This window comes from Methylobacterium isbiliense, from assembly GCF_022179325.1.
Taxonomy (GTDB): domain Bacteria; phylum Pseudomonadota; class Alphaproteobacteria; order Rhizobiales; family Beijerinckiaceae; genus Methylobacterium; species Methylobacterium isbiliense.
The window spans coordinates 1-6,989 of sequence record NZ_BPQQ01000021.1; the positions used below are offsets into that span (position 1 = coordinate 1).

Sequence of the window (6,989 nt, forward strand, 5' to 3'; positions counted from 1 at the left end):
GCGATGCCGGCGGCCTCGGCCAGGTAGCCGATGAAGCAATCCTCCAGCGAGGCGCTGCCGCGCTCCCGGACGAGGTCGGCCGGCGCGCCGACGGCCAGCACCTTCCCGGCATGCATGAGCGAGATGCGATCGCAGCGCTCCGCCTCGTTCATGAAGTGCGTGGACAGGAAGATGGTGACGCCCTCGTCGCGCGAGAGGTCGATCAGCGTCCGCCAGAAGGCGTCGCGGGCGATCGGATCGACGCCCGAGGTCGGCTCGTCGAGGATGAGCATGGCGGGCCGGTGCAGCACGGCCACCGCCAGCTGCAGCCGCTGCTTGATCCCGAGGGGCAGAGCGTCGGGCCGCGCGTCCTTGACCGGACCGAGGTCGTAGCGGTCGAGCAACTCCCGAATCCGCACGGGCCTGTCGTGCGGCGGCAGATGGTAGAGCTGGGCGTGCAGTTCGAGGTTCTGCAGCACCGTCAGCTCGCTGTAGAGCGAGAAGGCCTGCGACATGTAGCCGACGTTGCGGCGCGTCTCCATGTCGTTCTCGCCGACCGGGCGGCCGAACAGCCGCGCGTTCCCCTCCGAGGCGGGCAGGAGGCCGGTGAGCATCTTCATCGTGGTGGACTTGCCGCAGCCGTTCGAGCCGAGGAAGCCGAAGATCTCGCCGCGGCCGATGCGGAAGCTGACGTCGTCCACCGCCGTGAAGGGGCCGAAGCGCCGCGTCAGGTGCTCCGCCTCGATCGCCGGCTCCGTGTCGAGCCCCGGCGGCCGGAGACGCAGCACCACGGGCCGGTGCTGCGCCTGTTTCTCGGCCGGCAGGAGCGCGATGAAGGCGGCCTCCATGTCGGGCTTGGCCGTGCGGGCGAGCAGCTCGGCCGGGGTGCCGCTCGCGATGACCTTGCCGTCGTCCAGGGCCACCAGCCACTCGAAGCGCGAGGCCTCATCCATGTAGGCGGTCGCCACCACCACGCTCATGCCGGGCCGTCGCGCCCGGATCGATCCGATCAGGTCCCAGAACTGCCCGCGCGAGAGCGGATCGACGCCCGTCGTCGGCTCGTCGAGGATCAGGAGGTCGGGATCATGGATCAGCGCGCAGCAGAGGCTAAGCTTCTGCTTCATGCCGCCGGACAGTTTCCCGGCCGGGCGGTCCTCGAAGGGGTCGAGGCCGGTCGCGGTGAGAAGATCGGTGATGCGCCGCCGCCGCTCGCCCGGCCCCTGGCCGAAGAGCCGGCCGTGGAAGTCGATGTTCTCGAACACGCTGAGCGTCGGGTAGAGGTTGCGGCCGAGCCCCTGGGGCATGTAGGCGATGCGCGCACCCTCCCGCGCGCGGTGGCTCCGCTCCGCCATGTCGCCGCCGAGCACCCACACGCGGCCCCGCTGGATCCGCCGCACGCCCGCCACGAGGGCGAGCAGGGTCGACTTGCCGACGCCGTCCGGCCCGATCACCCCCACCATCCGCCCCGCCGGCAGGCTCAGCGACACGTCGTCGAGCGCGACCGTCGCGCCATAGCGATGCGAGACGCGGTCGAGCCGGGCGATCGCGGCCGCCTCGATCATGGCAACGTCGGTCATGGCAGCTTCACGGCGAGGTCGGCGGGCCACTGGACGTCGCCCCTGGTGCGCACGAAGCCCATGCCGCGCACACCGGTCTTCACCCGTGCGCGGTAGGTCTTCAGCACCTGCGGGTCGATCTGGAGCTTGACCCGGAAGGTCAGCTTCTCGCGCTCCTCGGCGGTCTCGACGCTCTTGGGCGTGAACTGCGCGTCGGCGGCCACGAAGCTGATCGTCGCCGGCACGACGTATTGCGGTACGGGGTCGAGGATGATGCGGGCCTCGTCGTTCAGCGCGAGCGGGCCGGCCTGCGCGGCGGGCAGGTAGATGGTCATGTAGACGTCGCTGAGGTCGAGCAGCGTCAGCACGCGGGTGCCGGCGCCCACCACCTCGCCCTCGCGGGCCAGCCGGTACTGCACGCGCCCGTCGCGGGGTGCCCGCAGCACGAGATCGACCAGCATGGCCTCCAACCGCTGCACGTCGGCCTCGGCGCTCTGAACCGCGAAGGCTGCCTGTTCCTCCTGCGCCTTGGCGGCATCGAGCCCCGCCCTGGCGGCCTCCGCCTTGGCCTTGCGCTGATCGAAGATCTGCTTGGTCATGAAGCCCTTGCCGACCAGTTCCTTGCCGCGGTCGTAATCGGCATCCGCGAAGGTGAGGTCGCTTCGGCGCTGGGCGATCAGGGCCACGGCCTCCGCGAGGCTCTTCTTGGCCCGCAGCACCTGGGCCTGGGCGCCGCGCAGCTGGGCCTCGGTCTCGGGCGAGGCAATCGTGGCGACGACCTGCCCGGCGCTCACCTCGTCGCCCTCCTTGACGAGCAGATTCGTGATCCGGCCCGCGTACTTCGCCGCGATGTCGATCTGGGTCGCCTCGATGCGGCCGTTGGACTTGGCGATGCCCTCCGGCATCGTGGCGCCGCGCAGCCGGTCGATCAGCTCCATCAGGCGCGAGCGCGCCAGGGCCGGTGGGGGGGCACAGACCGCCCCGGCGGCCAAGCCGGCAGCAACACCGGCGGCGAGCAGGAGTGCGCGAAGCCGAAGGGAGCGCCTCATGCCGTCGCGTCCGGCGCGGCGCGCCCCAGCAGACGCATCGTGTGTCTGGCGATCATCAGCTCTTCGTCGGTCGGGACGACCCAGACCTGCGCCCGGCTCCCCGGCCCGTCGATCCGGGCGGCGCTGGCGGCATTCGCCGCATGATCCAGGCTGAGGCCCGCCCAGCCCAGAGCCGCGACGGTGCGCCGCCGGATCTCGGGCGCGTTCTCGCCGATGCCGGCCGTGAACACGATCGCGTCGAGGCCGCCCAGCGTCACCGCGAGGGCGGCCGCCGCCTGCGCCACCCGCCGGCAGAAGAAGTCGATGGCCATGGCGGCCTCGGGCCGGTCGCTGGCGAGCAGCGTCCGGACGTCGTTGCTGAGCCCGGACAGGCCGAGGAGCCCGCTCTCGTGATACAGCATGTGGCCGACCTCGGCCGGCGTCATGCCCTTGTGCTCGATGAGGTGGAGCACGACGCCGGGGTCGAGCGCTCCGCAGCGCGTGCCCATCGGCAGGCCGTCGAGCGCCGTGAAGCTCATGGTGGAATCCTGGCTCCGGCCGTCCTGCAGGGCACAGAGCGAGGCGCCGGAGCCGAGATGGGCGATCACCACGCGGCCGGCCGCCGTCTCGGGCGCGATCTCCCGCAGGCGCCCGGCGACGGACTCGTAGGAGAGGCCGTGGAAGCCGTAGCGCCGCACCCCCTCGTCGTGCAGGGCGCGGGGCAGGGCAAAGCGGTCGGCCAGTTCGGGATGCCCGCGATGAAAGGCGGTGTCGAAGCAGGCGACCTGCGGCAGGTCGGGCCGGCGCTGGCGCAGCACGCGGATGGGATCGAGGTTGCCGAGCTGATGCAGCGGTGCCAGCGGAATGAAGCTCTCCAGCCGCCGCAGGACCGTGTCGTCGACCCGCACCGGCTCCGCGTAGACCGGCCCGCCATGGACCACGCGGTGACCCACCGCGGCGACGCGTTGGTCGCCGACATGGTGGATGAGCCAGTCGGCGACATGGTGCTGGGCGGCCGAGGCGTCGGGCACCTCGTCGGGCGCGAAGCGGCGGTTCTCCACGAGAGCGCCGCTCCCGTCCTTCACCGTCAGCGCCGGCGCGGTGCCGATGCCGCTCATCCCGCCGCCGAGCACCAGGGCCGGATCGGCGCCCGCGACGCGGTACAGCTTGAACTTGATGGACGAGCTGCCCGCGTTGACGACCAGGATGAGGTCGCTCATCACGGCCTCACGCCGCTGCCGCCGCGGTCGGGCCGCGCGGGCAGCCGCCTGCGAGAGGACCGGCTCGGCCGCTGGTCATGCTCGCCCTGCTCGGACGGCGAGACGCGACGCCCCTTCATCGTCACTCCCTGGATCGGCCACACGCTGCTCGCCCTCGCGTCCACACCCTTCCGACAGAGGAAGGCGCAGGAGGATCGTTCACCAGTCTAAGTATCATCCTGCCCGCACCCGACAGGCATTAATGTAGGTATAGAAAAATCTCGGTACGCTGCCAAGACGCCGGCTTGCGAAGTGCTGAAAGGGCGACTAACATACAAAATGATCGTGCGCAGTGTTGTGCGCTGTGATTCATGATCTCGCCGATGCCAGGTCGGTGCGGACGACTGGCCGACAATCGAGGCGAGGCGGCTATGTCCTGGGATGGGATGGCGACGCCGGTCAGTCCATCTCGGCGCGCAAGGCCACGTACTCCCGCCAACGCCCCTCAACACCGTTCGGTTGCATCTACTCGATGACTTTTACGCTTGGTTGATTCGCGATTGCTCTCCGGACGGGAGGCCGCTCCTCCCGGCACCCTCATCATGCCAGCGAGCATGGGGCCGCTGTGGTTGCGGCGCAGGCTTGATCTGAGCCTATCCTCGCCTGTCCAGCTTGCTCAACAAATGCGAAGGCGTCGCGATAAAGGCCGGCATAACCTACGATAAGGGCGGACAATCATAGCCGACGACGACGCAGGAGCGGAGTACGAACTTCTCATTTCTGATCGAAGGGACGACCGATGCTGCGCCCGCGTCTGATTCCGCCCGACGACATCTTTCCGCCGAACCCTTGGGTGCTCGAGGCCACCCGCTACGATGCCAAGCTGGCGCAGGATCTCACAGGCCAGGCGGAGACGATGTTCGCCCTGTCGAACGGCTATCTCGGCGTGCGCGGTGTCGCCGAGGAGGGCACGCCGGTGCGCGAAGCCGGCACTTATCTCAACGGCTTCTACGAGCACCGGCCGATCTCCTACGGCGAGCACGCCTACGGCTTTCCCACGCTCGGCCAGAGCATCCTCAACTGCCCCAACGGGACCGCCGTGAAGCTCTTCGTGGATGACGAGCCGTTCGTCGTCCCGGACGCCGAGATCCTGTCGTTCCGGCGCAGCCTCGATTTCAGGAGCGGGACCCTGAGCCGCGACGTGCGCTGGCTGACGCCTGCGGGCAAGCGCCTGCGCCTGCGGACGCTGCGCCTCGTGTCGCTCGCCCACCGCCACCTTGCCGCGATCGAGTACGAGTTGACGGCGGAGGATGCCGTGACGGAGGTGGTGATCTCCTCCGAACTCCGGAACGAGCAGCCTCTCGCCACCGACACCAACGATCCCCGCCTGGCGGAGGGCTTCGTCGGACGGGTCCTGCATCCGACCGGGACCCGGTTGGAGGCGCTGCGCGCGATCCTCAGCTACCGGACCCGGAGTTCGGGGCTGGCGCTCGGCTGCGGCATGGACCATGTCGTGGCGGCCGATTGTTCCCTCATCACGCAGCCCGCCTGCGACGACGACCTCGCCACGGTCGTCGTCCGGGGGATCCTCGCGCCCGGGCAGTCGATCCGCATCCACAAGTTCCTGAGCTATCACTACTCGGAGGCCGCGAGCCCCGAGCAGATCCGCGCCCTGACGGCCTGGACCCTGGACCGGGCGGTCGAGAGCGGCTTCGCGGCGATCCTCGCGCAGCAGCGGCACGACGTCGAGCGCTTCTGGGCACGGGCGGACGTGAGGGTGGACTGTGCCAGCCCGCGGACGCAGCAGGCGATCCGCTGGAACCTGTTCCAGCTGCTGCAGGCGTCCGAGCGGGCGGAGGGCCACGGCATCGCCGCCCGGGGACTGACCGGGCGGACCTACGAGGGGCACTATTTCTGGGACACCGAGATCTACGTCCTGCCCTTCCTGGTCTACACCAAGCCGCTGATCGCCCGCAGCCTGTTGAAGTATCGCTACGACATGCTGGACAAGGCCCGGGCGCGGGCGCGCGAACTCGGGCATCGCGGGGCCACCTTCCCCTGGCGGACCATCAACGGCGAGGAAGCGTCCGCCTATTATGCGGCCGGAACCGCGCAGTATCACATCAATGCCGATATCGTCTACGCGCTGCGCAAATACGTGGAGATCAGCGGCGATGAGGAATTCCTGCGGAATTACGGCGCCGAGATCCTGATCGAGACGGCCCGCCTGTGGTGCGATCTCGGCTTCTTCTCGGAGCGTCTGGGCGGCCGCTTCTGCATCAACGGGGTGACCGGACCGGACGAGTACACGGCGCTCGTCAACAACAACTGTTTCACCAACCTGATGGCGCGGGAGAACATGCGCTACGCTGCCGAGACCGTGCGGCGCCTGGAGCGCGAGCACCCCGACAGCTTCGCCGTACTCGCCCGCCGCACCGGCCTCGCAGCGACCGAACCCGATGCGTGGGAGACGGCCGCCGAGCGGATGTACCTGCCGTACGACGAGCGGCTCAGGGTGCATCCGCAGGACGACAATTTCCTCGATCTGGAGAAATGGGATTTCGCCGGCACGCCGGAGGAGCATTACCCGCTCCTGCTGCACTACCACCCGCTCAACCTCTATCGCTCCCAGGTGATCAAGCAGGCCGACACGGTCATGGCCATGTTCCTGCTCGGCGATCAATTCACGCCGGAGGCCAAGCGGCGGAACTTCGAATACTACGACCCGCTGACCACGCACGATTCATCCTTGTCCGTCTGCATCCAGAGCATCGTCGCGAACGAGATCGGGTTGCGGGAGAAGGCGTTCCATTACTTCAACTTCGCCCTGGCGATGGACATGTCCGACATCGGCGGGAACATGATGCATGGGGCGCACATCGCGGCCATCGGCGGCACGTGGCTGGCGCTGGTCTACGGCTTCGCGGGCCTGCGCGACACGCAGGGACGCCTCACGTTCAATCCCTGCCTGCCGGAGGCCTGGGCGCGGCTGAGCTTCACCCTGCAGGTGCGCGGCCGGAGGATCGGAATCGACATCGATCACCGCGCCGCCACCTACCGGCTGCTGGACGGCGAGGCACTGGCGATCTGGCAGGGCGACGAGCGCATCGACCTGTCACCGGACGGCGCGGCGGTCACCCGAGCGTTCCGGATCCCGGCCGGGAAGGCCGACGTCTCCTAAGCAGACTTGCGTTGGCAAGCCAACGCTTCGTCCGCTTAGGTTCTTG

4 protein-coding genes are annotated in these 6,989 nt (G+C 69.0%); 1 reads left to right on the top strand and 3 read right to left on the bottom strand.

Going from position 1 to position 6,989, the window contains the following annotated elements; genetic code table 11:
* From MFF61_RS09490 to MFF61_RS09500, 3 genes are all read right to left on the bottom strand, one after another.
* Nucleotides 1-1,541, bottom strand: a 1,541-nt coding sequence (locus MFF61_RS09490; protein WP_283205982.1) for an ATP-binding cassette domain-containing protein, incomplete at its 3' end; no start/stop codon positions are given.
* An 11-nt stretch (nucleotides 1,542-1,552) separates the two neighbouring features.
* Nucleotides 1,553-2,584, bottom strand: coding sequence for an HlyD family secretion protein (locus MFF61_RS09495; protein ID WP_238234856.1), 1,032 nt, complete (start codon nucleotides 2,582-2,584; stop codon nucleotides 1,553-1,555).
* Nucleotides 2,581-3,783 (bottom strand): acetate/propionate family kinase, encoded by a 1,203-nt coding sequence (locus MFF61_RS09500; protein WP_238234857.1) that lies wholly within the window; start codon nucleotides 3,781-3,783, stop codon nucleotides 2,581-2,583. Before MFF61_RS09500 ends, MFF61_RS09495 begins: the two co-directional genes overlap by 4 nt.
* Before the next feature lie 778 nt (nucleotides 3,784-4,561).
* Between MFF61_RS09500 and MFF61_RS09505 the strand changes: the two genes are divergently transcribed.
* Nucleotides 4,562-6,943, top strand: coding sequence for a glycoside hydrolase family 65 protein (locus MFF61_RS09505; RefSeq protein WP_238234858.1), 2,382 nt, complete (start codon nucleotides 4,562-4,564; stop codon nucleotides 6,941-6,943).
* Nucleotides 6,944-6,989 lie beyond the last annotated feature (46 nt).

What these genes read in the sequence shown, in the direction of transcription:
- MFF61_RS09500 (WP_238234857.1), bottom strand. Translation starts at nt 3,783, where the DNA reads ATGAGCGACCTCATCCTGGTCGTCAACGCGGGCAGCTCGTCCATCAAG.
- MFF61_RS09495 (WP_238234856.1), bottom strand. Translation starts at nt 2,584, where the DNA reads ATGAGGCGCTCCCTTCGGCTTCGCGCACTCCTGCTCGCCGCCGGTGTT.
- MFF61_RS09505 (WP_238234858.1), top strand. Translation starts at nt 4,562, where the DNA reads ATGCTGCGCCCGCGTCTGATTCCGCCCGACGACATCTTTCCGCCGAAC.